This is a genomic window from Lampropedia aestuarii, from assembly GCF_004803635.1.
In the GTDB taxonomy this organism is placed as follows: Bacteria; Pseudomonadota; Gammaproteobacteria; order Burkholderiales; family Burkholderiaceae_C; genus Lampropedia; species Lampropedia aestuarii.
Genome location: NZ_SSWX01000008.1, coordinates 120482 through 144735, shown reverse-complemented (window position 1 = coordinate 144735; position 24254 = coordinate 120482). Strand labels below are relative to the sequence as shown.

Here is a 24254-nt window from a genome sequence, read left to right as displayed (position 1 = left end):
CCGGGCCTTCATGGTTTGGCCTTGTGGGACTGTTGGCTGTGCTCAAGACATGCAGGGCCCCGGCCATGATTGAGTGTGAGCTGTTCGTCGACTTGCGCGCCGCACACCGTGCAGCGGACCATCCGCCGCAGACGAGGGGGCGCAGACTGGCCTTTTTTCGGGGTCGGCGGCTTGTTGGCTTTGCGCAGCATGGACCAGATGCTGATGGCGGCAGCAATCACAAAGGCTGTGAGTAAGATCTTGCTCATGTGCGCAGCACCACTTCCATGACAAAACGCGAGCCGACATAAGCCAGCAGCAGGAAAATGGCACCGATGTTGAGAATCCGTACCGCCTTGCGCCCCCTAAGCCCTTGCTGCCAGCGCGCCAGCAGCAGGCCGGAAAACGTCAGCCAAGCCAGCACCGAAAACACTTCTTTATGGCTCCAGGTCCAAGCGCGGCCGTACAACTCCTCGCCAAAGAACAAGCCAGCGACCAAGGTTGCCGTCAGCAGTACAAAGCCGGCAGCCGCAAAGCGAAAGGTCAGACGTTCGAGAGACAACAGCGGCAAACCATCGACTTGCAAGGCCGACGCATTGCGCATCTGTTTCTCAGCCCTTTGCATCAACCAGCCATGCAGCACGGCCATAGCAAATAAACCGTAACATGCAATTGCCAAGGCCAGATGAATCGCCAGCAAGGGGCCGGCATTGGTTGCCAGTGGCTGGCCAGGGTAGACAGCGCCGATGACAGCGGCGGCGGCTATCAACGCCAGTGGCCAATGCGGCTGCAGGCGCGGCAAAATATGGTATTCAATGCCGTAGACGGAGATCATCAGCCAAGTGGTCACTGACAAGGCCGGGCCAAAACCAAATCGCGCGCCATCGACCACCAGGGCGCTGACAATGGCCGACATGTGCAGCAACCACGCCAGCAGCAGTGCCAGGCGTGGTGGGTGGGGCGAGGGATGGGTGTGCAAAAACGCCGCCACGCCGTAAAGCAGCGCAGCCGCGATGGCCAACAGCATCGGTGGATCAAATGCACTAGGTACAATCATGCATGCAGTGTACTGGCTCCCGGCCCTGTTCTGGCATGGCAGGATCGCCAGACATGCGCTGTGCTGTGGATAACAGTGAAATAATCGGCGCAATCGCGTGTTTGCTGACAGATGTTCTGCACCGCTCTCATTGGCGGTCTGAGCGCAGTCTCAGGCCACATCCGAGGTGAGCGCCAAGCTGCCCACTGACTTGAATTGACGACAACCAGATGCGAGCCAAGGCCTATTGAGGCCGGCCGCATCGGATATTTCGAACGGAGAAACCCCATGGCATCCGCCTTAAGCGACAAACTCTCGCGCCTAGTCAAGGAAATGCGAGGCCAGGCCCGCATCACCGAGTCCAACGTCCAGGACATGCTGCGTGAAGTGCGTATGGCCCTACTAGAGGCCGATGTGGCGCTGCCCGTGGTGCGAGACTTCATTGCCCGCGTCAAGGAAAAAGCGTTGGGCCAGGACGTGGTTGGTTCGCTCAAGCCTGGTCAGGCCTTGGTGGGCATTGTCAGCAAAGAGCTGGCAGCGACCATGGGTGAGGGACAGGCCGAGCTGAATCTGAACGTTCAGCCACCAGCGGTGATTTTGATGGCGGGTCTGCAAGGTGCTGGTAAAACCACCACCAGCGCCAAAATAGCCAAACTGCTCAAAGAGCGCTTGAAGAAAAAAGTGCTGACGGTCTCGGGCGACGTGTACCGGCCTGCGGCGATTGAGCAGCTCAAAACCGTCACCGCGCAAGCGGGCGCAGAATGGTTTCCCAGCACGCCAGACCAAAAGCCGCTGGACATTGCCCGCGCTGCCCTCGATTACGCCAAAAAGCACTACTTTGATGTGCTGATTGTTGATACAGCCGGTCGCTTGGCGATTGATGAGGTGTTGATGCAGGAGATCCAAAGCCTGCACGCCTTCTTGAAACCGGCAGAAACCTTGTTTGTCGTGGATGCGATGCAAGGCCAGGACGCGATCAACACCGCCAAAGCCTTTAAGGAAGCCTTGCCTTTGAGCGGCATTGTGCTGACCAAGCTCGATGGTGACTCGCGCGGCGGGGCTGCGCTGTCGGTCAAGCAAATCACTGGCGCGCCGATCAAATTCGCTGGTGTCAGCGAAAAGATCGATGGCATAGAGATATTCGATGCAGAACGCCATGCAGGCCGTATTTTGGGCATGGGCGATATTGTGGCGCTGGTGGAGCAGGTCTCGGCCGGTGTCGACATGCAAGCGGCGCAAAAGCTCGCCCAGAAGGTCAAAAGCGGTGATGGTTTTGACCTCAATGACTTCCTGATGCAATTGCAGCAAATGAAGCAAATGGGTGGGCTGTCGTCTCTGATGGAGAAATTGCCTGGCGAATTGGCACAAAAAGCCGGTCAGGTTGACATGAACCGCGTCGAGAAGGACGTGCGCCGCAAAGAAGGCATCATTTGCAGCATGACCGCCAAAGAGCGCAAATACCCTGCGTTGATCAAAGCCCAGCGCAAAAAGCGCATTGCCACTGGTGCCGGTGTGCAGGTTCAGGATGTCAATCGCTTGCTCAAAGAGTTTGAGCAAATGCAGGACATGATGAAAAAAATGAAGGGCGGCGGCATGATGAAAATGATGAAGAAACTCGGCGGCGCCAAGGCCTTGCTGGGTGGCGGGGGCATGCCCAAGTTGCCGTTTTAAACGCAGCAGCAGGCTGTGCTGCCGCCAGCCTGTATCTGCCCTATCGACCTAAAATACCCCATTCGGTGCGTGACTGCCGCCTTCTCTGGCAGGCGCACCCATTCTATTTCTGCCATGCAAGACAAATACGACCACCACGCAGTTGAGAAAACCGCACACGCCCACTGGATTGCTGCCGACGCCTACCGCGTCACCGAAGACGCGGGCAAAGACAAGTACTACGCCTGCTCGATGCTGCCATACCCCAGCGGCAAACTGCACATGGGCCATGTGCGCAACTACACGATCAATGACATGATCACGCGCAGCCTGCGCATGCAGGGCAAAAACGTGTTGATGCCGATGGGCTGGGATGCGTTTGGCCTGCCTGCTGAAAACGCTGCGCTGAAAAACAAGGTGCCACCTGCCAAGTGGACTTACGACAACATCTCCTACATGAAACAGCAAATGCAGGCGATGGGCTTGGCGATTGACTGGAGCCGCGAAATAGCGACCTGCCAGCCTGAGTACTACCGCTGGAACCAGTGGCTGTTTTTGAAAATGCTGGAAAAAGGCATTGCCTACCGCAAGACCCAGGTGGTCAATTGGGACCCGGTTGACCAAACCGTGCTGGCCAATGAGCAAGTGATTGACGGGCGCGGCTGGCGCACCGGTGCCTTGGTCGAAAAACGCGAGATTCCAGGCTATTACCTGAAGATCACCGATTACGCCCAAGAGCTGCTGGACCATGTGCAAATCGGCAATGACAAGGCGACATTGACCGGCTGGCCCGACAAAGTGCGGCTGATGCAAGAAAACTGGATTGGCAAATCCAGCGGCGTGCGCTTTGCGTTCACGCACGACATTCAAGGCGCCGATGGCCAGTTGATCCAAGACGGCCGGATGTATGTGTTCACAACCCGCCCTGACACGATTTTTGGTGTGACCTTCTGCGCCGTAGCGCCCGAGCACCCATTGGCGGCCCACGCAGCGGCTGGCAATCCGCAGTTGGCCGCTTTCATCGAAGAATGCAAAAAAGGCGGCAATACCGAGGCGGAGCTGGCCACCAAAGAAAAAGAAGGCCTGCCGACCGGTTTGTTCGTCACCCACCCACTGACTGGCGAGCAAGTGCCAGTCTGGGTCGGCAACTATGTGCTGATGAGCTATGGCGATGGCGCCGTGATGGGCGTGCCTGCGCATGACGAGCGTGACTTTGCCTTTGCCAACAAATACGGCATTGCGCTCAAGCAAGTTGTTCAGGTTGAGGGCGAGCACTTTAGCGCCGAGGCCTGGCAAGAATGGTATGGCGACAAGCAAAAAGGCGTGTGCGTCAACTCGGACGTGCTCGATGGCTTGTCATACAAAGACGCACTGGAAAAAGTGGCTTCTTTGCTGGAAGGCAAAGGCCTGGGCGAGAAGAAAACCACCTGGCGTTTGCGCGACTGGGGCGTCTCGCGCCAGCGTTACTGGGGCACGCCAATTCCTATCATCCACTGCGAGGACTGCGGTGCGCAACCCGTGCCAGAAAAAGACCTGCCTGTGGTCTTGCCAGAGGACCTGGTCCCCGATGGATCAGGCAATCCGCTGGTCAAGAGTGAAGTGTTCCACGCCGGTGTAGTCTGCCCGTGCTGCGGCAAGCCCGCCCGCCGTGAAACCGACACGATGGACACCTTTGTCGATTCATCCTGGTACTTCATGCGCTATTGCGACCCGACCAATACCGAGAAAATGGTCGATGTAGGCGCCGATTACTGGATGCCGATGGAGCAGTACATTGGCGGCGTCGAGCACGCGATCTTGCACTTGCTGTATGCGCGCTTTTGGACCAAGGTGATGCGCGATCTGGGTCTGGTCAAGTTTGACGAGCCCTTTACCAAGCTGCTGACACAGGGCATGGTGCTCAACCACGTCTACAGCCGCCGCACTGCCAATGGTGGTAAGGAATACTTCTGGCCCAAAGATGTGGACAACACTTTTGATGAGGGCGGCAAAATCACCGGTGCTAAACTCAAAGTGGCTGTTGACAGCGCCGACGGCTTGCTGCCAGTGGGCACGGCGATTGACTACGAGGGCGTGGGCACGATGTCCAAGTCCAAGAACAACGGCGTTGATCCGCAAGACCTGATTGAGCGCTACGGTGCAGACACAGCCCGTCTCTACACCATGTTCACCGCACCACCGGAGCTGACACTGGAGTGGAATGATTCGGCCGTCGAAGGCAGCTACCGCTTTTTGCGCCGCGTGTGGAATTTTGGCGCCAATCTGGCGCAAACACCGGCAGCAGCAGCCATTGCCCAGCTGAGTGCCACGGCTGCGCCAGAGGGCGAGTTCGGCAAAAATGCCAAAGCCTTGCGCCTGGAAATGCACAGCGTGCTCAAGCAAGTCGATTTTGATTACCAGCGCCTGCAGTTCAACACGGTCGTGTCTGGTGCGATGAAGATGCTCAATGCGCTCGAGGCCTTCAAGCCTGAAACTGCTCAAGACCAGTTGGCGCTGGCCGAGTGCTTTGGCATTTTGCTGCGCGTGATGTATCCCGCCACGCCCCACCTGACCCATGCGTTGTGGCAAGAGCTGGGGTACGCCAAAGGCTTTGGCGATCTGTTAGATGCGGCATGGCCCCAAGTGGATGCCAAGGCACTAGAGCAGGACGAGCTGGAGTACATGCTGCAAATCAACGGCAAGCTGCGCGGCTCTATCATCGTTGCCGCCAGTGCCGACAAGGCAGCGATTGAAGCGGCAGCACTTGCAACGGAAGCCTTTATCAAGCAAGCCAATGGCGCTGCACCCAAGAAAATCATTGTGGTGCCCAAGAAGCTCGTGAACATCGTCGTGTAAGTGGTTTGGGTTGTGCTGCGTGCTCATGCACGCAGCACGGAGATCGTCAACACGTTCTCAGAGGCCACGAGGCCGACAGGCAGGGCTGGCGAGAGGTGGTATTGCGTTGGAACTTGCGCAGACGCACTTGCCATCGATTGCTTTGAGGTCATTGGGCTTGTGCTCTGACTCCACAGCGCCCGCGCTACACTGGCTTCTTATTGCCTGGTGTGCATGCCTTGCCGTACCCATTGTGCATTGTTCGCACAACCCGAACCCCTGTATGATTTTCTTCTCTGACAGAGGCTTGTTCCAGGTTGTACGGCTTTTTTTAACCCCACCCCATTTACTTCCATGCAACGTCGCCGCCTTCTTTCACTTTTGGCTGTATCCAGCGCTGCTTCCGCTTTGACGGGCTGTGGATTTGCTTTAAGAAATTCTGCCAATTTTCCTTTCAAATCTGTCTTTATCCAAGCGGCCGATACTTCGCCATTGGCGCGCCAGTTGCAACGCGCTCTGGAGGCTTCGGGCGTGACTGTTTTGCGCGCACCGAGCAACCCAGAGCTGGCCCAGCAGGTCTTTGAGCTGTTGCAAGAGCAGCATGAGCGGATGGTGATCAGCCAGTCTGCAACTGGTGCTGTGCGCGAGTTGCAACTGCGTTTGCGTGTGCGCTATCGACTGCGGCCAACCCAGGGCGACAAACCTGGTGAAGTGGTTGAGCTTGTGCAAACCCGCGATTTGACCTACGACGAGACCTATGCACTGGCCAAGGAAGCAGAAGAAAGGCTGCTGTTTACCGACATGCAGACTGACTTGGTTGGGCAGATTGTCAGGCGCTTGGCCAGCTAAATGGCGTGAGCGCACCAATCGCGTTCTCGTACTTGTCAACGCCTGCATGGCAGCCATGCAGGCGTTGGCCGCACATTCTTATGGCGACAATTCAGTTTGCGCCAAGACGAACGAAAGCCGCTTTGCCCAGGCTCTCAGACGTCTTGTAAGCGCCGCTTGTGCTGAGCCCATTGTGCAATCAATTGGCAGGTTTCGGCATGCCTGAGCGGATGACCAAATAAAAAGCCTTGGCCTTGCTGGCATTCGTAGCCGATGACCGAGTCCATTTGGTGCCTTGTCTCCACGCCTTCGGCAACCGCCACAATACCTAAGCGCTTGCAGAGTAACGAGATCGCGGAGATGATTGCCTCGCCGTCATTGGCATGGCCAATGGTCGAGAGGTCATTGACAAAGCCTTTGTCAATTTTGACTTTGTTAAACGGGAAGGCCCGTAAATGGCTCAGTGAGGTAAAGCCTGTGCCAAAGTCATCCAATACGATCGAGATGCCCTGAGCCTTCAGTTGCAGCAGGCCGTCCGCGGCCTCCTCGATATGGGTCATCAAGGCGTTTTCTGTGACTTCCAACTCTAAGCGGTCAGGGGCGAGCGCGGAGGCGATCAGGGTTTGCGTGACGCACTGCACCAGTTGGTCATTGAGCTGGCTGGCCGCGATGTTCACCGCGACTGTCAAGCGCGCATCAGGCCAGTCGCGGGCGTCTTGGCAAGCTTGCTCCAGCACCCATGCGCCCAGTCTGTCCATTAAGCCCAGCTCTTCGGCAATATGGATGAAGCGCCCCGGTGTCAATACACCCAATGTCGGGTGCTGCCAACGCAGCAAGGCTTCAAAGCCGACCAGGCTGAGCGTTTGCAAATCCACCAGGGGCTGGTAGACCAAGTAAAAATGGGCGCTCTCAAGTCCAATGCGCAAGTCCACCTCCATTTGCCTGCGCCGCTGCATTTGTTGCTCCATTGCTGGATCAAAAAAGCGCATCGGCCTGCGGCCATCGGCTTTGGCGCGGTGCAAGGCCAGCTCGGCGTGCCGCATGACACGTTCGGCCCGGTCCTGGCTGGATTGGCTCCAGGCCGCGCCAATGCAGGTATTGGTATTGATGCGATGCGCGCCTATCAGGAACGGCTCCTGAAATGCGCCCAGAATGCGTGCGACCAGCTGCTCAATGTCTGCTTGCGGCGAGTCTGTGGTAAAGAGGATTGCAAACTCATCGCCACCCAAACGTGCGAGCAAACCGTTGTGCGGCAGCAAAGCCAAAAGGCGCGACGTCACGCATTGCAGCAAGGCATCACCAACGGCATGGCCTAAGCTGTCATTGATGTGCATGAATCGGTCCAGGTCCATGCTGAGCACCGCAGTGGCACGTGTCTTGGATGCCGCAATGGTGCTCTCTAGCAGCTCGTGAAAGTGGCGGCGATTGACCAGTCCGGTCAAGGCATCGTACTTGGCCAAATAGCCAATGTGTGCTTGCGCCTGCAGCCGTGCATCCACATCTTCGAGCACACCCGCCCATTCCTCCTGAACTTCATGGGGACTGCTGATTTTGGCTCCACGCACACGCACCCACCGCCAGCGCTTATGCACGTTGAGAATGCGAAACTCCGCATCAATGGTGTGTTCAGTGAGCTTGTTGGTAGCCATGCTCAGCAAATCACCTGGATGGATGCGGCTGGTCCAGCCGCGCCCTTGGGCCTGGCTGTCCAGCTGGCCCGTCAGCTCATGCCAGCCAATCACGTGCAGGACCTCCCATTGGGGGGTGGCCTGCCAGAACACCAATGCACTTACTTCTGCCATCGTGCGGTGGCGTACTTCATTGCGTAGCAACTGGTGTGCCAAGTCTTGGGCCTGCTCGGTTTGGCCTTTGAGCAGGCTGTGCGCATGCATCAAATGGGTGCTGAGTTCATCAAACTCCCGAATGCGTATATCGCTGCGGTGCGGCGATGGTGGCGCTTGCCAATCCAAGAGCGCACGGCTGTCATTTTGCACGCGCTGCAATGGCTGCAAGATGCGCTGACTGGCCCAGCGTACCAATAAGACCGTCACTGCTGCGGTGGCCAGCAAGCTCAGCACAATGCCTAATAAAGGCAGGCTCCAGGCCGCCTCCAGCGCTTGTTGGTTCTCGGCGACTCCCAGCACCCAGCCTTTGGCGACATCGAGGCGTTTGAATGCAATGACCATATGCGCGCCTTCAAACGTCTCAACGGGCAGCCAGTCTTGTTGGGTGTCCATGGCTTGCAACTTGTCCCAGTCCGGCGCAATGTGTCCAATCCATTGGGCCTGGTTGCGCGAGCGCGCCACAATGTGCCCTTGGCTATCGAGCACGGCGATGAGGCTGCCTCTTGGGCTGTCAGGCAGCTCGGATTGAGGGAAATCAAAGATTTCTGCTGCAGGCACCAGCAGTGCAAAGTTGGCGATGGCCGGTGCTGCACTGTTGGGCAAACCGATGGCCACATTGAAAGCACCGGTCACTTCGTTGTGCTGCAAGTCAGACACCGTGAGGTCTGAGCCGCTGGCCAATTGCGCCAGAAAGTCTTGCGGCAATGCAGCTTTTTGCTGCGGGTCACGCAAATCTATGAGCATCAGATCTGCTGGGTTTGGTGTCTTTGTTTGGATCTGCGGTAGCTCGCTGCTGCCTGCCTGCAGCAAGTTGGTGGCCTTCAGGTGAAGAATTTGCGCATAACTGATGAACCGTTGGTCCAGTATGTCTGCCCATGCGTTCGCATTGTCTTGCAGTTGCTGCAAAGCGGCTTGGTGCAACTGCCTCGCGCCCAGCACAGTCGCAATCGTGCCAGCAAGAAAAATAGGCAATAAAACGACCGCTAGCAAAGCCAGCAGATGCGTTTGCAAACTAAACGATCGCTTTTTCATGCCTTTGCGGTCAATCAAATTCAAGTGTGGGGAAGTGCAGCATTGTTAGCAGCCAGACTCTTTACACGCTTTTGAGCAGTTTTTACTGCGCGCTTTGGTGACCTCTGATATTGAACGCAAGCGCATGACTTTGCTGTCTTTTTATAGTAGCTGCTAAAAGCAATTATCAGCTCAAGCGCGGCCTGGGAGAGAGAAAAACTGTGGTTTTCTCGGCCTCTTACATGTTCTATTCGCTTAGTTAACAATCCGTACCGCATGGCGGCAGGCTGGTAGATCGCGCTTGCCAATAGCGCAATATCAACGTCCCCAGTACATTAGCAGCACGCCCACAAGCACAAGAGCGGCGGTAGCCGCGAGTGTGATTTTGACCCAGCTATACGGCTGCTTGCCTGCAATCTGCCCGGTATAGCCATTGGCGACGATTTGGAAGCTCTTCTTGCCAAATGTGTAACTGATCAACCAGACGGGCACGAGGATGTGCTTGAAGGTGCGGCCCTGGTATTGGGCATCGACCACCAGGTTGCGATAGGTATCGCCGGGCACACGGGCCGCACACAGCGCGCGCAATTGCTGCTGCATTTGCTGCTCGCTGACACTTGCGGCCTGGCGCAAGTCAACCTGGTAGCGCTCTACGGTCCAGCCGCGCACATATTCGGGCGAGTAAGGCACCAGATTGGTGGTCGTGGGGAAGGGCTCTATTTTGCGCACCAGGGCTAGTGGCACACCGACCGTGCCAGGCACCAGATCGTCATCAAAAAAATGCCGTACTTCACCTGCCGCAGGCACCCAGCGCACTTGTTGTACCTGGCGGGTTTGCGTTTGGCCATTGGCGTCGCGGTAGGTTTGTGTGGTGTAGTAATAATGCCCAGCGTCGGCGCGCCAGCGCGCTTGGGCATGGGCATCAAAGGTCCAATACGGCACATAAATGCCTTTGAGCGTATCGGTCAGGGCCGATGCCTTGAGTTGATTGGGTGCAAACCAGCGTGAGCCATACCATTTCCGCACCCGGTCGCGCACTTGGGCATGGCTGATCTTGAAGGGCAAAATGCTTTGTGGTGTGATGGCATCGTCAAAGGCTTCGTGCGCGACAATCGCCGGTGAGCCGCAAAAATCGCAGCGCTGCGCAACCCGACCATCGGTAAAGACGGAGATTGCGTGGCAGTTTTGGCACTGCACCTCGCGGCGCTGTGCAGACCAGCCGCGCTGATTGCGCGGGTCGCGCAGCGCCGCCTCCAGGTCCTGCTCCAGCACTTCACCAGCACCACTGCCGTCGCTGCTGCCAGGCTGCCAGGAGGCGGTCGTGCCGCAGTAGGGGCAGACCAAGGCTTGTTTGGCCGCATTCCACTCCAGGTTGGCACCGCATTCCGGGCACGGATGTAGTCCAACCGTGGCAGGCTTGGTGGACACGGGCGCGCTGGCTTGCTCAGCCGGGACGTGGGGGGCATTATTCATGCGTATGCTCTTTAGAACGTGTTTGTGATCTTTTTACAGACCGCGTTGGAGCCCAAAAGGATGCGATGCGCGGCAAAAACCGCAGTCGGGCTATCTGCCCGGCGAGGATTTTTAACAAAGCAGCGTGCTTTTTGGGCTCCAACCCGAAGGGCAAGGCACTAAAAAGCGCATTGCTGCGTTGCCCGTTGTGCTCATACCGACGTATGAGTTGCAACAGGCGCCTTGCACTGCCTCTTTTTTGTGCCTTGCGCGACTGCAAAAGGATCGTAAACACGTTCTTGGCGCAGCGTTTAGCCTCTCAAGAACTCTTCCAGCGCACTTTTGGCAATGCGCCATGCATTGCCAATTTTGCGAGCCTTCAAGTCGCCGGCTTCAATCGAGGCCATCACATCTTCTACGGACACCCCAAGCGCTTGTGCCACCTGCTCGGGTGTGAGCACGTCAATCGCGGCACTGGCAACAGTGGTCGCTGGCGAGGCACCAGCGCCGGTGACCGGCGTCTGCGCCGCAGCTGGCTGCTGCATGCTCTTCATCATTTCCTGGGCCATGCCAAAGCCCATGGCCATTTGCGCCGGCATGGCCGCTGCAGCGCCTGCTTCGCCGCCTTCGCCCATCGCCACGCCCATTTGGTATTTGACGTAGTCGTTGAGGTTGCCAATCACGCTCATGCTGGCGCGTTTGTCAATCGCTTGCTCCACCTCGGGCGGTACCGAGACGTTTTCCAGAATGAAACTGCTGATCTCCAGGCCGTATTTGTCTTGGATCACTGGGTTGATGATGGGCAGCAGCGCATCACCCAGTTCGCTGTAGCGCTGGGCGATGTCGAGTGCCGGCACATGGGCTTTGGCCAGCGCTTCAGTAAAGACGCTGACAATGCGCGAGCGCATCGTGTCGTTGAATTCATCGAGGCGGAAGTTCTGGTCGGTGCCCGCGACTTCCTTCAAGAACTTGGGGGCATCGACAATCCGAAAATCGTAGGTGCCAAAAGCGCGCAGGCGCACCACGCCAAAATCCTGGTCGCGCATCATCACCGGATTCGATGTACCCCATTTATTGCCCGTGAACAAACGGGTGTTGAGGTAGTAGACATCGCACTTGAATGGCGACTGGAAACCGTATTTCCAGCCCAGAATGGTCGAGAGCACCGGAATGTTCTCAGTGGTGAGCATGTGTTTGCCGGGATTGAACAGGTCGGCAAACTGGCCGGCGGCCACAAATTGCACCTGCTGCGATTCACGCACAATCAGCTGCGCGCCGTTTTTGATTTCCTTGTCCTCATCGGGCCAGCGAAACGACAGCGTATCGCGTGAGTCATCGGTCCATTCGATGACCTCAATCAACTGGTTGCGAACGAGATTGAAAATGCGGTCCATGGCGTATCTCCTGTGCGTCGGTGGTGAAGCTGTGTGGCATTTTAGTGCCGTGCACCTGCTTGTTGTGTCGGGTGCCCTTACGGCCTGGGGCTAGGGGTGCCGCAGGTGCTTCGCGCCTGTTGGGCAAGCCTGCCGATTCTGTCATGCTTGGTCGCCTTGGCGACTGGGTTTTGGCAAACGCACTAAAATACCGGCCTTATTGTTGATTTGTTACAAGGCCTCCCATGTCCACGCCCACCACAGTTGCTTTACCCACCGATATGGAGCTGGTGCTCAAGGTGTTTCCGATGCCCAAGGACAGCAATAACAATGGCGATATTTTTGGTGGCTGGGTGATGGCGCAAGTCGATTTGGCTGGCGCGGTGTTGCCAGCGCGCTATACCTGTGGACGCATGGCCACGGTGGCCGTCAATGAGTTCATCTTCAAGCAGCCTGTGCAAGTGGGCGATTTGCTGTCGTTCTACTCCAAAGTCACCAAAATCGGCCGCACCTCGGTGCAGGTGCTGGTCGAGGTATTTGCCGAGCGTCGCGTGCTGGGCAACCAATATGTCAAAGTGACTGAGGCCACGCTGACCTATGTGGCGATTGATGAAAATGGCCGTCCACGTCCGTTGCCGATTACCGAGCTGCAACCGCGCCGCCAGTACTGATGCGGGTGCGCTAGCCAACAAAAAGCCCTAAGAGTCTGTTCAAAGTCTTGCCCGATTTATCTGAGAAATTCGCTGGGTGAGAAAAGGCTACCCCAGCGACATCAGGCGCGAGCAATTTGAAGTGATCCAGCCATTGCAGGAGAGTGCACGTAGGAAGACGGCCCCACGCGATCTGTACGAGGTGTTCTGCGCCGTGCAGTACCTGCTGCGCACGGGCTGCCAGTGGCGAGCACTGCCCATCGACTTCCCCAAGTGGCGCACCGTACACTCGTACTTTGCGATCTGGAGCGAGCCCCGCGAGGGTGGCTGCCTGCTGGAGCTGGCATTAAAAAAATCAGGTTGGCGTAGTCCGCGAGAAACAGGGGCGCAACGCATGCAGCGCGTTCTTGATCGTAGATGCGCAAAGCGTGAAGAACACAGATACGGCAGCGCTGAAGGGCTATGACGCCGGCAAGAAGGTCTCGGGCATCAAGCGCCACATCGCGGTGGACACACAGGGTCTGTCACTTGCAGTAGCAGTGACCACTGCCCAAGTGACAGACCGCAAGGGTACCCTAGAGGCGCCTGCGGCGCTGCAAGCCGGCGTTGGGCAAGGTGCAGAGTGTGCTGTGCGACAGCGGCTACGTTGGCCAGCCTTTGGCGCAAGACGTGCAGGAGATTTTGGGCGCCCACGTCACTGTGCAGATCGCCAAACGCAGCCAGTTGCACGCGTTCAAAGTCATGCCCAAACGCTGGATAGTCGAGCGCAGCTTTGCCTGGCTGGAGAAAAACAGGAGGCTGTGGAAGAACTGCGAGCGTTGGCTCAATACCAGCTTGCAGTTCGTCCACTTGGCGTTCTTGGTTCTCTTACTCAAGAGACTTTGAACACGTTCTTAGGCATGATCTTGAACGTGTGCAGCTCGCTACGCTTGGCCACCTGTACCGTCACTTGCCTACCCAACATGTCCCTGACCCCTTGGGCAAAAGGCTCACCCGTATAACCGCCATCAACAAGCACACTTTTGACCCGCGTCAGAGAGTGTGGGCATCTCTTAAGCGCTTGCAAGGCCCCTTGTCGATCTGTCACATTGGCCTCGTTCACTGCAATGGCAGGCGGCAAGCCCAGGCTGTCTACGGCATATGGCGTTTGATACCACTGACCTTCTTACCCGCGCCATAGCCTTTGAAGCCTGCCGTATCAGTGTGCTTGACGCTCTGTGCGTCCACGATCAAGAACGTGCTGCATTCGTTGGGCCCATGTTTCGTCCGGGCCGCGCTAACCTGAGTTTTTGAAGGCCCGATCAAGCGCGCTGACTTCGCGCTCATCAGCCTGGCTCCACTCGCTCCAGTACGCTTAGACGCTTTGCCACTTCGGAAAGTCCGCAGGCACAAAGCGCCATTGACAGCCTGTACGCAGCAAATACAGCACTGCGCAGCTCGGCCTCTCTCTGGCTTCTGCGCGTATTGCGACAGAACCGAAAAACTTCATTGACCTTGCTCACGTATCTGCGGGACAGGACAGTAGCGTGGTGCATTGAATGATCAGGGCTTCATAGTAAGCGGCACTCCCTTGGGTAGTACTGCCTACGTTTGAGCATGAAGAAGGAACGTTCGCAGTAGTTTTGTGGCTGGTGGCGATGCGGCGCGTTTAAAGCCGCGGCGAACCACCAAGGCTTGGAACTTAGGTTAGAAGACCGATTGGGTGTAGCTGGTGGCGTGAACGAATTTAAACTCAGAAATGGTATCCCTGCGCGCTAACCGTTTACACGGACTTCTTTGATCACGATCGCCATCGAGTGATGTCGGCTGATACATATGTTAAAAATCGTTTATATTCTCTCTATTCACGTTTTGCATGTACCAAAATAGCGGCGAGACTTCGATGGATGTTCAAGAATTATGCGTATATGTACCGACTGGTTGATGAAATTTTTGAATCAGCGTGGCTTGCAATATCCAGATCAGCGTGCTCTTTACAAGTATCACTGCACAGAAGAGGAATATCACGCGTTACGTGATGTGCTCAAACGATCGGGGCCGCTTGATATCGCTTTGGGTAGTACGCCGGTGTGTGGAGCTTTGGCTTTGTTTGCGGCGGAGTGGTATCGGCGGGAGTATCAGCGCTCGGATGGCTGGTCTTGGGATCCGGTATTTTTTGGGGTGAATTTTTATGCCGACCCGCAGGCACGCGAGCGTTTGATCACCAGCGGATTGCAGAAGTATTGGTCTCGCCCGGTACACCGATTTGACTCAGATCGGCGCGATTTTTTGGGCTCGCTCTTTGGTGAAGGGGGCTTGCCTTTTCAATTGTTGCGCGAACCGGGTAGCCCGTTTCAATTGCTGCTTAAACGGTTGGTGCAAAACCATGAGCGAGCGCAGCAGCTCGGCGCCAGTATGGTCGAGCAGGTGCAAGGTGAAGTCGAGCGGCTGAATTTGCCGCAAGCATTCAGCCGCCCCGTTTCTTTGCAGATGTTTGCTGAGATGACGAATGAGCTGGTTGCTTTGGTGCGCGATTATGGCTTGGATGCCGTGAGCGACCCAGTGCAAATGCTCACAGACAGTCAGCCGCGTTGGCGTGAGCAGTTTCCTCTGCCACTGGATCACCAAACCGGCAAGGATTTGCTCAATGGTTTGCTTAAAACAGCAACGATTGAGCTTAAACACCAGGGTGCTCGGGATGCGGTCATGCGTTTGGACTGCACGCACTTCTGGTCCGAGCACAGGCCCGAACGTTTGTTGGCCTTGATATCGATGCCAGAGAAGGTACGCTTCATACTGCAAACGCCGCCCATTGCAATGCGCTTTGATCTGACGATTGTTGAGGGAGATGAGGTCTTGGCCAACTTGGGCCCAGGCTATGCGTTCGTTAATGGTTTGGTGGCAGAGGTGAAGCTGCGGCAAACCAAGTGTGAAGTGCTGCGCAGGCGACCCAAAGCGCGGCTGTATTTGGCCGCGAGCGTGGGGGGATCGGTGATTGCTCGACTGCCGATTGCCAATGCGCCTGTGCTGGTAGAGGAGCAGCCGATGAGCTTGGCACGAGACGGTGGGCGCTGGCAGTTGTGTGGGCAGGCATCATTTAGTACAGCAAGCCAAGAAGTGATGCTGGTGCTACCGGCGGATTGCTCTCCAGCACAGGTCTCCATCGAAGGTGAGCTTGTTGCCGAAGTTCGACAGGGCCCACTGTGCTTGGGCTTGCAAAGCGTGATGTTGTCAGGTGTGGGGCAGGCGCTGGTTCGCTCGGATGAGTGCTATCGTATTGCGGTTGGGCAGCAGCAGCTCCAAGCTGCGGCGATCGAATTAGAGGGGCAGGTGGTTGATTGGCATAGCAATCCCAGTTTGACGTTCTTGGGCTTGCCTCGTGTGCCGGATGCGTTGCAACGAGCGGGAGCGAAGTTGTTCATTGGTGGCGTCGCCATTGAGGATGCGCACCCACAAGAGTTGCTTGGTAGCCAGTATGCCGTGGTGCGTGACCGAGATGGCCATGCTTTGATGCGCCGTAAGGTAGGGATTTTGCCAACCGATTTACGTATTGAGTTCACCGCAGGCGAGACTGCTGGACAAGCTACTGTCGCTATTCACACGCAACGCGCTTGCGGGACAAGGATTGTCAGCGCAAGACTTGATGCGCGCAAAGCAACGCCGCCTGCGTCAGGCTGGACCAAGTGGCATTTGAGTTGCGAAGGTGTGCCGCCGCCAACGTTTCTGCTACAGCTTGAACCTAGTTTGCTCGGAGACCCTATTCATCTAGAGCTGCCGTTCCCGGCTTTAGGTTGTATGTTGTTTGATGCAGAAGGCGATCCGGTTGAGAAAACCCTCTCCTTGGATCAGCTGCTGGGCACCCGTTTGTTTTTGTTTGGCCACCCCAGTGTGCCAAAGCAGTTTGATATTGAGTTTCGACTCAGTGGCTATGCGGCGCGCAATGCCCACTATGCGTGGAGCCATAAGGTGCTTAACCAGCCGGTTGAGGTGAGTGTATTCAGCTTGCGCGATCACATTGAGGATTTGCTGTCACTGCAAACAGGCATTGACCAGGAGGTGCAGCTCAACGTCAAAGGCAATGGCCGCAGCGTGCAGTACCTGATCCGCCGCCATTCCGCCGTGATGAAATACGAGCAGAATCGCGAACGTGTGGTGCTTGAGAGCTCTGCGTTGCGCGAAGGAGCCTATCCAGAACCGGCGCTGATGTTGCTGCATAACCCCAGCTTGCCTGCTCGGGCCTTGAAGCCTTTATTGTCGGAGGGAGTCATCACAGGCGAGTATGAAGTTCTGAGTGAGGTAGCGAAGGACGGCCCTTGGTTGGTGGTGCCGCAAAAAGACTCCGCCATGAGCTTTCGGCCCTGCTTGGTGCTGGGCAATTGGCAAAAGCCGCAGGAAGCTGAATCCGAATCGCTTGAGCTGATCACCACACTGGAGCAAGCCAGCACGACTTTTTATCCAGGCCAAAAAAGCTGTCCGTTCGTGCCCGTGCTCGACAGTATGGCCAGCAATTTGCAGCACAGCGGCTGGGATTTTTTTCAGCAACTTGATAGCAACTTCTCGTACTTGCCAATGCCCATTTTTGAGGCGTGGAAGGCCTTGGTGCGCCACCCGCAAGCACTGGCAGTCGCCTTTTTCAAATTCCGCATGAGGCCCAATTTGATAGCACGGCTGGAGAAGGAATTTAGCGTTTTCAAAGAGTTGATGCTCATCAGTGCGCTCAAGGATGCCGCTAAGCAGTACTTGGCATATCAGTTGGCTTTGGAGGTGGAAGCGGGGGTCGCGCAATCCAAACTGGAACAAATGCTCAGCCGCCTTGCGCTGAGCTTTCCTGCGTTTGGCGCCAATGCACAAGCCTTTGTTGCGGGCAAGAGCATGGGCGCAGAGACCCGTTTGCCCGCTGCGGTGTGCTCCTTTGCGCACAACGATTGGTATCAAGAGTTGATTCGCGATCACGCTGAAGACCGCTGGCCTGAACACGCTGGGCCTGATCTTGAACGCTGGCATAGCCAGTTGCCAACGCCGCTGCTGCTCATCCGTGAGCAATCTGGTTTTCGCCATGCGGTGATGTATTTGCCCATTTTCTCGGCAGCGGTGGCGGCGGGACGGGTAAAGTTTGGCGATATCTTCTCCCATACGGGCGACACGATTTTCTTTTTGCGCAAGATCCGTGACTTTGATACCAAGTGGTTCAACGCAATGTACGAATACAGCTTGAGCCGATTTTTGAGTGAACAAGAACAAGCATTGGAAGAGGCTGCTGCATGACTGGTTTTTTCTCATCGTTGGTAGAGCAATCGCTCAACCGCACGACTGAATCCACCTTGAGCATTTTGGGCATCAATCGCCCTGGTTTGCGCCGCGACTTGGGCGAACAGATGCGTGCAGAGTGCGGGCAAACTGGCTCTTTTCTGGCACCGCCGCTGTTTGAGCAGACCTTTGGCTGGGCGGAATCGAAAGAAACCTTGGCCGAGCTGGTGGAACAAGGTTTGATCAGTGCAGAGGTAATGCGCGCACTTAATGCGTCAAAAGAGGAGCGCCTGCGTTTTCAGCCCCACTTCAAGCCCTTCACGCATCAGCAAGCGGCTTGGCGGACAGTGTTGGAGAAAAAGCACTCTGTTATCGTGACTTCAGGCACGGGTTCCGGCAAGACCGAGTGCTTCATGGTGCCGATCTTGGAAGATTTGTACCGCGAGTATCGGGATGCGAAAAAAGAGGCACTTGTGGGCGTTCGGGCGCTGTTTCTCTATCCGCTCAACGCGCTGATCAACTCACAGCGCAATCGCCTCAACGCGTGGACCGCTGATTTCGGCGAGGGCATCCGCTTCTGCTTATACAACGGTATGACGGAAGAACTGCATGCCACAAAGATTACCGAGCAACTCAAAACACCCAATGAAGTACTCTCGCGCGAGCGCATGCGGCAATCTCCTGCGCCGATCTTGATCACCAACGGCACGATGCTCGAATACATGCTGGTGCGCCAGGCCGATGCACCGATTCTTGAGACGTCGCGCACGAACAAGACATTGCGCTGGATCGTGTTGGATGAGGCGCACAGCTATGTGGGCTCGCAAGCAGCCGAGCTGGCTATGCAGCTGCGCCGAGTGATGACTGCTTTTGGCGTGTCGCCAAAAGATGTGCGGTTCATCGCCACGTCGGCCACAATCGCAGGCGAAGACAGTGAGAGCCAGCTCAAACGCTTTCTCTCAGATATTTCGGGGGTGCCAGTTACACAAATTGATGTGCTCGGCGGTAGCCGCGTGGTGCCCGGTTTGCCACCAAGCGCTAATCAAGAACAGAGCCTTGATGCCATTGAAGCGTTGGCAAATGATACGCCCGAGTCAGACCCCAGTATCCACCCAGCTCGGTTTAACGCCCTGATCCATTCACCGATTGCACGGGCGTTACGCGATATTTTGGTGTCTGCTGGCAAGCCTTTGATGGCCACTGAGTTGGTGGATCGCTTGCAAGAGCGTACGGGCGAGGGTTTGAGTCAGGCTCACATTCTGCGTTGGCTGGATGTGTGCACAGGCACGCGTGCCGCCGCGCGCGAGCCGGCATTTTTGATGCTGCGCGGACACATTTTTCAGCGCACCACCCATGGCCTGTGGGCTTGCTTTGACAAAGCCTGCGGTGCCAAAGCGAAAACGACTTTGGAGCCTGACTGGCCCTTTGGCCGAGTGTATGTGGCCCACCGTGAAAAATGCAGTTGTGGTAGCCCAGTGTTTGAGCTGGCGTTTTGCAAAGAGTGCGGTGAGCCGCATTTGCTGGCCAGTGACGTCAACGGCAAGCTCACCCAGTGGCTTGGTGAGGCCGCGGATGAGTTTGCATTGGATGATGCTGGTGATCCAGATGAGTTAGATGAACCAGAGAAAACCACAGTCCAGCAGCAGCCTAGTACCAATGCGATAACTTTGGCCAGCGCGGCGCATGGGAGCAAGGGTTATTTGGCTGCGCACTTTGACAAAACCAGCGGTGCATTTGTCGCTGGAGACCAAAGTGGTGTCGACTTGGTTCAAAACAGCTCGCAGCAACTTTGCGCCAATCCCCGTTGTAAGGCTGGCAGCAAAGAGCAGGCGCAGTTCGCATTTCGCCGCGCGATGCTCGGCGGGCCTTTTTACGTGGCCAACGCCGTGCCTACTGTGCTGGAGTATTGCCCTGACTTTGATGCCAAATCCAACGACAGCGGTTTAGGCCCTAACTCGCTGCCTGGGCGTGGGCGGCGCCTGATTACCTTCACCGATAGCCGCCAGGGCACAGCGCGCATGTCGGTGCGCATGCAGCAAGAGGCCGAGCGCAGCATCTTGCGCGGCTTAGTGGTGGAAATCCTCAAAGGCAGGCATCAAGACGCCTTGGGAGAGATCCGGATGCGGGCACACAACACAGATCCTGCGCTGTTGGCTAAAAAACTCAAACGTGCGCAAGAAGATTTCGCCGATTACAAAGACTTTCCCCAAGATCCCGGCTTTGCTGAGGCCAAGTCCCGTTTAGCCGAGGTGCAGGCGCTTGTAGAAGCGGCGCAATCAGGTGGTGCGCGCGATTTGCCTTTGCAGGCGCTGCCGTGGCCAGAGATGATCAAAGAGCTGTGCACCCGCACGGACATTCGCGGTGGTATCCACCTTAGTCACGCCTACCTCAATAAGCAGCTTTTCTCGGGAGACAATGGAATATATGCGGTGGCAGAAATGCTGCTATTTCGTGAGTTCATGCGGCGGCCTAAGTACTTGAACAGCTTAGAGACGCTGGGCATGGTCAAGCTGGGCTACGCCGGTGTGGATACGCACAGCAGCCTGCCAGATCTCTGGACAAAGCACAATTTAAGCCTACAAGACTGGCGTGACTTTCTCAAAGTCACACTCGACTTCTTTGTGCGTGAAAACAGCTTTGTGCAGGTCAGTGACGATTGGCGCAACTGGATTGGCACGAGGTTTGCGCCTAAGACTTTGCGCAACCCCAGCTCGGTGGAGGAGGATGAGAACCGCATCCGCCGCTGGCCCCTGCTGCGCAAAAACGTGCACTCGCAACGCTTAATCAAACTCTTGGCATTGGGCGCCAAGCTCGACCCCAAAAAGCCCAGCGATCAAGACACCATCAACCTCTGGCTGACTGCTGCGTGGAACCAGTTAAGCGCGCCGGGCATGCCACTCAAAGCCGATGGCAACCTGTTTTCGCTGCGCCGCGAAAGATTGACTTTTTCGCTGATCGAGCGTGCCTACATTTGCCCTATCACCAACAAGCTGCTCGATACCAGCTTCAAAGGGCTCAGCCCTTATCTGCCTGCGCACATTGATTTCGAGGCACTGGATGTGCAGGACATCAAGCAGTGGCAGACCACATCGGTTGATCTACCAAGGATGTGGGAGTTTGATCGCTCGCAGTTGGACTACACCCCCGGAGTCGAACACATTCGCGGCCAGATCGCACAAGACGCCCGCATCCAAGTGTTGCGCGAGCAAAATTTGTGGACTGATGTGAGCGACCGTACGCTCGAAGGCGGCTACTACTACCGCACGGCTGAACACTCTGCGCAGCAGTCCTCAGAGCGGCTCAAAGCCTACGAAGCCGACTTTGAGAAGGGCAAAATCAATGTTTTGAATTGTTCTACAACGATGGAGATGGGCGTTGACATCGGTGGCATCTCCGCGGTGGTGATGAATAATGTGCCGCCGCACCCGGCCAACTACTTGCAGCGTGCCGGCCGTGCCGGCCGCAGCCGAGAGTCGCGAGCACTGGCCTACACCTTGTGCAAGAACAACCCGCACGATCAACAGGTGTTTGCCAACCCCAGTTGGCCGTTCATCACGCAGATTCCAGCGCCTGCTGTTGCGCTGAACTCAGAGCGCTTGATCCAACGGCACATCAATGCCTTTGTACTCGCCGACTATCTGTGCAATGTGGTGGGTGAGACGCAAACCACGCGTACCAGCTTAACCACCGAGTGGTTCTTCAGCCAAGACACTGGGCCATCGCACGCGCAGCGTTTTAGAGATCGCTTGAGTCTGCCCAGCCTGCCGCTGGACGATTCGATCGTGGCCATGACGGTCGCAACCGCGTTGTCTGCTGTGCCGGCGGCTACGTTGCGCGCAGCGACACTGAGCCATCTCGCACAGCAGCAGGAGCGCTGGTTGGCTACCTATACCTATTTACGCGCTGAGCAGGCTTCGCAAAGAGCGGATTCCTCCTATGGCAAACGCCTGCAGCTTGAACTCAAACGCCACTGCAATGAGTACTTGCTGCGCGATTTGGCTGCACGCGCATTCTTGCCGGGCTATGGCTTTCCCACCGATGTGGTGACGTTTGATAACTTCAGCATCGGTGATTACATTAACGCCAAAAACGACAATTTGAAGAACGAGCGTGAAGACAATGCCGCGCGCTACAAAGGTTTGCCCTCTCGCAATTTGGGCGTGGCTATCCGTGAATATGCGCCCGGTGCAGACATCGTGCTCGATGGCCGCGTGTTCCGCTCTCGCGGCGTTTCTCTGCAATGGCACAACCTGCACAGCAATGGCAAAGAGGCGCAGCGATTGGATGTGGCGTGGCGCTGTCACCACTGCGGGCATGTGGGTTATGCAGAAGGGGCTTTTAGCACCGCGGCCTTGACATGCAAGAACCCAGCCTGCGGCGCTAAAATTAATCTGAAGAACACGCGCAAAGTGTTGCAGCCCACTGGCTTCGTTACCGATGCCTATGAGGAGCCACGTAACAACATTGAACAGCACAGCTACATGCCGGTTCAGGAACCATGGGTGTTCCAGAACGGGGCTCAAACTCCGCTTCCCAACCCGGCGATCGGCAGCATGGCTGCAAGCGCGGACGGACAAATTTTTCAGCATTCATCAGGCCTGTGGGGACAGGGCTATGCACTGTGCTTGCATTGCGGACGTGCTGAGTCGATGCATGCCAATGGCGAGTTTCCACCAGAGCTCAATCCACAATCGGCGCACAACACTTTGCGGCCCAGCAAAGGGGAAAAGAAAAACGATAAAGACAGAACCTGTCCCGGCAGCAGCAGCCTTGTGTCTGGCGTTCATTTGGGCGTGGTCACGCCAACAGATGTGTTTGAGTTGGCATTGCGTCATCCTTCAACTGGCGAGTATTTACTCGACCAAAACGAGGACAGCCGCAGTATTGCGCTGACGTTGGCAGTCGCCTTGCGCGCCGCACTGGCAGAGACTTTAGGTATCTCGCGCTCTGAGTTGGCTTATGCGATCCGCCCAAGCAAGGCCGCTGGGGGGCAGGCGTATTTGCTGATTCAGATTTTTGATGTCATCAGTGGCGGAGCTGGGTTTGCCACCAACGCGCCGCAATACATCGAGCGTTTACTGGTTCGTGTAGATGACATCCTTTCTTGCAAACATTGCACCAAAGGTTGCAGCGAATGCTTGCATGACAGCCTCACGCGCCGGGATCACCCGCGTATAAACCGCAGTCTGGCCAAAACTTGGCTTGGCGATGACTTCACCAGCCATGTCGGGCTAAGTGAAGACGAAAAGCTGGGATTTGTGGATGGCAAGTTTGTGCCCGGTAGCTTGGAGACAGCGCTTCGAAGTCTAGTTCACGCAGGGGCAAGCAGCGTGGTTCTGAAAACCAGTGAGAGTCTCAGTGACTGGGACTTGTTAGCACCGCAATTTAAGAAGGCCGTTGAGCACCTCGTAGTTATTGACAAAGTGGACGTCGTCTTGCTTATCCCCCAGGCAGCCATGGCATCGCCAGAATTACTGGTGGATCTAAGGCACTTGGCTGCTTTGGGGGTTCGTTTTGGTATCCCTGATGGCGGCAGCGTAAGTGGTGCTACAGTGCAAGTGCAGATGCCGCTAGGCCTTTTCAGCTTGGCCACAGGCAAGAGCGCGCACTTCACACCAGGAAAGTACTGGCATCAAGAGGGGAGTTTGGTCGTGCAGTCCGCGACTGAGCCCGCATTGAAGTGGAAGGTGGCTGAAATTGCGCTAACTGAGCAAAAGATCAATGCTGCAGATATCAATGCGGCTCTGTCCATCAAGCAAGAGTTCAACGGCAAACTCGAGGATTTCGGTCATAGACTCTGGGCCAAAATAGCCACATTGGATCCGCAGATCAAAACAGCCCTCACGCAAGGACAGATCACGACCATTCATTACAGCGATCGCTATATGCAAAACCCCAGTGTGATTGCGATTTTGGGCATGGCGCTCGGCGCCTTGCGCGAAAGATTGAGCAGCGATGCCACAGTGGAAGTGGAAACCTTGTTTAAAGCGGAGAAGTTTCAAGGCACCACGATTCGCCACGATTGGGCAGATCCCCACGATTACCGAGCGGTCTGCCAGCAATGGCTCGATACCTTGGTTGGAGAAAACAAACTCGTTTTCACCACGCACAGCACCAATCGCGATATTCCGCATTACAGAAAGCTTGAACTCGCCTTCAGTGACGGAAGCGAGCTGACGCTGCGGCTCGATCAAGGCTTTGCCTACTGGCGATTGGATGTGCAGCACCCTGAAAGAATCTCTTTCGATTTCAGCAATCGGGCGCACGAGCAGTTGAAAGAGCTGATTCAAAAAAGCATAGCTTCTTCAGTTGAGAATTTTGATCAAAGGTTCTCAACCGACCTGTTTTTGCGCTTTGTCGCGCGAACAGCTGAAGAGGTGAGTTAGAGTCG

At 56.2% G+C, this 24254-nt stretch carries 11 protein-coding genes and 2 pseudogenes; 7 read left to right on the top strand and 6 right to left on the bottom strand.

Annotation, left to right across the window (positions count from 1 at the left end):
• Nucleotides 1-8: 8 nt before the first annotated feature.
• A complete protein-coding gene (locus tag E8K88_RS08000; RefSeq protein WP_136406133.1) occupies nt 9-248 on the bottom strand; it encodes a hypothetical protein in 240 nt (79 codons plus the stop codon).
• Complete coding sequence (locus E8K88_RS07995) at nt 245-1036, bottom strand: cytochrome C assembly family protein (RefSeq protein ID WP_136406132.1); 792 nt, start codon at nt 1034-1036, stop codon at nt 245-247. The genes E8K88_RS08000 and E8K88_RS07995 overlap by 4 nt, the downstream gene beginning before the upstream one ends.
• 267 nt (nt 1037-1303) lie before the next feature.
• Between E8K88_RS07995 and ffh the strand changes: the two genes are divergently transcribed.
• The 3 genes from ffh (at nt 1304) to E8K88_RS07980 (ending at nt 6328) form a co-directional block, all read left to right on the top strand.
• Complete coding sequence (gene ffh, locus E8K88_RS07990; protein ID WP_136406131.1) at nt 1304-2686, top strand: signal recognition particle protein; 1383 nt, start codon at nt 1304-1306, stop codon at nt 2684-2686.
• A 114-nt stretch (nt 2687-2800) separates the two neighbouring features.
• Nucleotides 2801-5500, top strand: coding sequence for a leucine--tRNA ligase (gene leuS / locus E8K88_RS07985; protein WP_136406130.1), 2700 nt, complete (start codon nt 2801-2803; stop codon nt 5498-5500).
• Between the two features lie 333 nt (nt 5501-5833).
• Nucleotides 5834-6328, top strand: a complete 495-nt coding sequence (locus E8K88_RS07980; protein WP_136406129.1) for an LPS-assembly lipoprotein LptE — start codon at nt 5834-5836, stop codon at nt 6326-6328.
• 134 nt (nt 6329-6462) lie between these two features.
• On the opposite strand, the gene E8K88_RS07975 is transcribed toward E8K88_RS07980, so the two are convergent.
• The 3 genes from E8K88_RS07975 to E8K88_RS07965 form a co-directional block, all read right to left on the bottom strand.
• A complete protein-coding gene (locus E8K88_RS07975) occupies nt 6463-9183 on the bottom strand; it encodes a putative bifunctional diguanylate cyclase/phosphodiesterase (protein WP_136406128.1) in 2721 nt (906 codons plus the stop codon).
• 297 nt (nt 9184-9480) lie between these two features.
• Complete coding sequence (locus E8K88_RS07970) at nt 9481-10635, bottom strand: TFIIB-type zinc ribbon-containing protein (protein WP_240754406.1); 1155 nt, start codon at nt 10633-10635, stop codon at nt 9481-9483.
• A gap of 290 nt (nt 10636-10925) precedes the next feature.
• Nucleotides 10926-12008: an SPFH and helix-turn-helix domain-containing protein gene (locus E8K88_RS07965; protein WP_136406127.1), complete on the bottom strand. Its 1083-nt coding sequence runs from the start codon at nt 12006-12008 to the stop codon at nt 10926-10928.
• A gap of 224 nt (nt 12009-12232) precedes the next feature.
• Between E8K88_RS07965 and E8K88_RS07960 the strand changes: the two genes are divergently transcribed.
• Nucleotides 12233-12658, top strand: coding sequence for an acyl-CoA thioesterase (locus tag E8K88_RS07960; protein WP_136406126.1), 426 nt, complete (start codon nt 12233-12235; stop codon nt 12656-12658).
• Between the two features lie 76 nt (nt 12659-12734).
• Nucleotides 12735-13522, top strand: a pseudogene (locus tag E8K88_RS07955) (IS5 family transposase).
• 7 nt (nt 13523-13529) lie between these two features.
• Here E8K88_RS07955 and E8K88_RS18315 read toward each other — a convergent pair.
• Nucleotides 13530-14069 (bottom strand): annotated as a pseudogene (locus E8K88_RS18315) (IS5 family transposase); the annotation flags it as partial.
• Between the two features lie 467 nt (nt 14070-14536).
• On the opposite strand from E8K88_RS18315, the gene E8K88_RS07940 reads away from it, so the two are divergent.
• Both E8K88_RS07940 and E8K88_RS07935 read left to right on the top strand, forming a co-directional pair.
• Nucleotides 14537-17881: an STY4851/ECs_5259 family protein gene (locus E8K88_RS07940; protein WP_338092871.1), complete on the top strand. Its 3345-nt coding sequence runs from the start codon at nt 14537-14539 to the stop codon at nt 17879-17881.
• Nucleotides 17878-24249, top strand: a complete 6372-nt coding sequence (locus tag E8K88_RS07935) for a DEAD/DEAH box helicase (RefSeq protein ID WP_136406123.1) — start codon at nt 17878-17880, stop codon at nt 24247-24249. The genes E8K88_RS07940 and E8K88_RS07935 overlap by 4 nt, the downstream gene beginning before the upstream one ends.
• Nucleotides 24250-24254 lie beyond the last annotated feature (5 nt).

Bases quoted from the DNA above. Each gene is read 5' to 3' on its own strand.
- E8K88_RS07935 (WP_136406123.1), top strand. From the start codon at position 17,878: ATGACTGGTTTTTTCTCATCGTTGGTAGAGCAATCGCTCAACCGCACG.
- E8K88_RS07995 (WP_136406132.1), bottom strand. From the start codon at position 1,036: ATGATTGTACCTAGTGCATTTGATCCACCGATGCTGTTGGCCATCGCG.
- E8K88_RS08000 (WP_136406133.1), bottom strand. From the start codon at position 248: ATGAGCAAGATCTTACTCACAGCCTTTGTGATTGCTGCCGCCATCAGC.
- E8K88_RS07960 (WP_136406126.1), top strand. From the start codon at position 12,233: ATGTCCACGCCCACCACAGTTGCTTTACCCACCGATATGGAGCTGGTG.
- E8K88_RS07980 (WP_136406129.1), top strand. From the start codon at position 5,834: ATGCAACGTCGCCGCCTTCTTTCACTTTTGGCTGTATCCAGCGCTGCT.
- leuS (WP_136406130.1), top strand. From the start codon at position 2,801: ATGCAAGACAAATACGACCACCACGCAGTTGAGAAAACCGCACACGCC.
- E8K88_RS07970 (WP_240754406.1), bottom strand. From the start codon at position 10,635: ATGAATAATGCCCCCCACGTCCCGGCTGAGCAAGCCAGCGCGCCCGTG.
- E8K88_RS07940 (WP_338092871.1), top strand. From the start codon at position 14,537: ATGCGTATATGTACCGACTGGTTGATGAAATTTTTGAATCAGCGTGGC.
- E8K88_RS07975 (WP_136406128.1), bottom strand. From the start codon at position 9,183: ATGAAAAAGCGATCGTTTAGTTTGCAAACGCATCTGCTGGCTTTGCTA.
- ffh (WP_136406131.1), top strand. From the start codon at position 1,304: ATGGCATCCGCCTTAAGCGACAAACTCTCGCGCCTAGTCAAGGAAATG.
- E8K88_RS07965 (WP_136406127.1), bottom strand. From the start codon at position 12,008: ATGGACCGCATTTTCAATCTCGTTCGCAACCAGTTGATTGAGGTCATC.